This window comes from Variovorax sp. 20P10.2.4, assembly GCF_058244205.1.
Window position 1 is genome coordinate 1 of record NZ_JBZAYE010000872.1, and the last position, 2,474, is coordinate 2,474.

The following is a 2,474-nucleotide window of genomic DNA, read 5'->3' on the forward strand; positions in this document are numbered from 1 at the left end:
TGTTCGAGCGGCCCAGCCTCGACGGGCGCGAGGGCTTCCAGGAGGTGGGCAGCGACACCATGGTCGCGGTGATGGCGCCGGGCCACCCGGTGCTGGCCGCCGCGCCCGGCGGCCGCCTGCGCGAGGAGCACCTGATCGCCACCCGCCAGATCGTGGTGGCCGGCCGCGACCTCGTCGCGACCATGGACCCGCGCAGCGTGTTCGCGCGCCACCTCTGGCGCACCGACAACGCGCTGGCCGCCCTGAGCCTGATCACCGCCGGCGTCGGCTGGGGCTGGCTGCCGCGCAATTTCGTGCGGCCGCACGTGGCGGCGGGCGCGCTGGTCGAGATCCCGCTCGAGAACCTCAGCAACGGCCTGAACCTGTGGGTGGACGTGGTGTGGTCGCGCGAACGGCCGCTGGGGCTGGGGGCGCAGCGCTTCGTGGCGTTGATTTCGCGGGAGCGGGTGGCGGCCAAGTCGATGGGGGTGGATTGACGCGCGCCCACTGATTGTCATAACATACAAACAAACTAGACCAGGGAGCTGCCATGACCATCACCAGCATTTCCAGCCGGGACTTCACCCGCGACGTGGCCGCCGCCAAGCGTGCGGCCACCCACGGGCCGGTCTACATCACGAACCGCGGCGTGCCCGAGTACGTGCTCCAGCGCATCGAGGACTACCGCCGCGAAAGCGGAGAAGCCGAGGAGTCCTTGCTCGCCCTCATGGACAGCCTGCCCGCCACGGACGACGAACCCTTCGATCCGCCGCGCGCGCAGATCGTGCCGAAGACGCCGGACCTCGGCTGATGTACGTCCTCGACACCAACGTCGTGTCGGAACTCCGGCATGGCAAGCCGAACCCGTCGCCCGCCGTGCGCGAATGGGCCGCCTCGATCCCGCAGCGCCACTTCTTCCTGAGCGCGATCACCGTGCTCGAGATCGAGACGGGCATCCTGCGGATGGAGCGCCGCTCGCCGCCGCAAGGCGGATCGCTGCGCCGCTGGTTCGACGCCCTGCGCGAAGCCTTCGACGGCCGGATTCTTCCTTTCGGGGCGGAAGCCGCGCTGCTGTGCGCGCCGATGCACGTTCCCGATCCGCGCGACTACCGCGATTCGATGATCGCGGCCACGGCGCTGGCGCACGGCTTCACGCTGGTCACCCGCAACCTGCGCGATTTCGAGAGAAGCGGCGCGAAGCTGCTCAACCCCTGGCCGGCCGAAGGCTGAGCGCCCTGGGCCGCAACGAACTCAAGCGGCTTCCTTGTAGAACCCGGCCGCATTGTTCAGCAGCCGCCCCGCCACCGGCGACACCGCGCGCCCAATGGCCGCGATGTGGTCCGGCGTGGTGCCGCAGCAGCCGCCGACGATGTTGACCAGCCCCTCGGCCGCGAACTCGTGCAGCAGGCGCGAGGTCACGTCGGGCGTCTCGTCGAAGCCGGTGTCGCTCATCGGGTTGGGCAGGCCGGCGTTGGGGTAGCAGCTGATGAAGGTGTCGTCGGCCACGCGCGCCAGTTCCTGGATGTAGGGGCGCATCAGCGCCGCGCCCAGCGCGCAGTTCAGGCCGATGGCCAGCGGCCGCGCATGGCGCACGCTGTGCCAGAAGGCGGTCACGGTCTGGCCGCTGAGGATGCGGCCCGAGGCGTCGGTCACGGTGCCGCTGATGATCAGCGGCAGGCGCTGGCCGCTGTTCTCGAAATACTCGTCGACCGCGAACAGCGCGGCCTTGGCGTTGAGCGTGTCGAAGATGGTCTCGACCAGGATCACGTCGGCGCCGCCCTCGACCAGCGCCTCGGTCTGCTCGTAGTAGGCGGCGCGCAGGGCCTCGAAATCGACATTGCGCGCGCCCGGATCGTTGACATCGGGGCTGATGCTCGCGGTCTTGGGCGTCGGGCCGAGGGCGCCGGCCACGAAGCGCGGCTTGTCGGGCGTGGAGTACTTGTCGCAGGCGGCGCGCGCCAGCTTCGCGGACTCGAGGTTCATCTCGCGCGCCAGGTGCGCCATCTTGTAGTCCTCCTGCGCGATGGTGGTCGCGCCGAAGGTGTTGGTCTCGATCAGGTCGGCGCCGGCCGCGAGGTAGCCCTCGTGGATGTCGGAGATGACGTCGGGCCGGGTCAGCGACAGCAGCTCGTTGTTGCCCTTCACGTCGCGCTCGAAGTCCTTGAAGCGCTCGCCGCGGTACTGGGCCTCGGTGAGCTTGAAGCGCTGGATCATGGTGCCCATGGCGCCATCCAGGATGGCGATGCGGCGCCCGAGGATCTCGGGCAGTTGCTGGGCACGGGTGTAGACGATCGGCTTCATGGGTCCGGATTGTAGAAAACGAGCCCGCGCCGCACCGCCAAAGCGGTCTTCGGGACTTCAGCCCGGCGCGTGCCGCGCCGCGCGCGCCAGGCAGCCGACCGACAGCAGCGCCAGCAGGCCGCTGGCGCCGATGGCCAGGTCGTAGCTGCCGCGCAGGTCGAACAGCAGGCCGGCCGCGCTGGCGCCGATCGAGG

At 70.0% G+C, this 2,474-nt stretch carries 4 protein-coding genes; 3 read left to right on the forward strand and 1 reads right to left on the reverse strand.

Features of this window, described 5'->3' with window-relative positions; translation table 11 throughout:
- The 3 genes from AC27VN_RS38760 to AC27VN_RS38770 all read left to right on the forward strand — a co-directional run.
- Positions 1-476: substrate-binding domain-containing protein (locus AC27VN_RS38760; protein ID WP_490880109.1), on the forward strand; the 476-nt coding region annotated here is incomplete at its 5' end.
- Between the two features lie 53 nt (positions 477-529).
- On the forward strand, positions 530-790 hold the full coding sequence (locus AC27VN_RS38765) for a type II toxin-antitoxin system Phd/YefM family antitoxin (protein WP_296781954.1): 261 nt from the start codon (positions 530-532) through the stop codon (positions 788-790).
- Entirely contained in the window at positions 790-1,209 is a 420-nt protein-coding gene (locus AC27VN_RS38770) for a type II toxin-antitoxin system VapC family toxin (RefSeq protein ID WP_057593431.1), read from the forward strand. Before AC27VN_RS38765 ends, AC27VN_RS38770 begins: the two co-directional genes overlap by 1 nt.
- Before the next feature lie 21 nt (positions 1,210-1,230).
- Here AC27VN_RS38770 and AC27VN_RS38775 read toward each other — a convergent pair whose 3' ends face one another.
- On the reverse strand, positions 1,231-2,280 hold the full coding sequence (locus tag AC27VN_RS38775; protein ID WP_208510647.1) for a homocysteine S-methyltransferase family protein: 1,050 nt from the start codon (positions 2,278-2,280) through the stop codon (positions 1,231-1,233).
- Between the last annotated feature and the right edge of the window lie 194 nt (positions 2,281-2,474).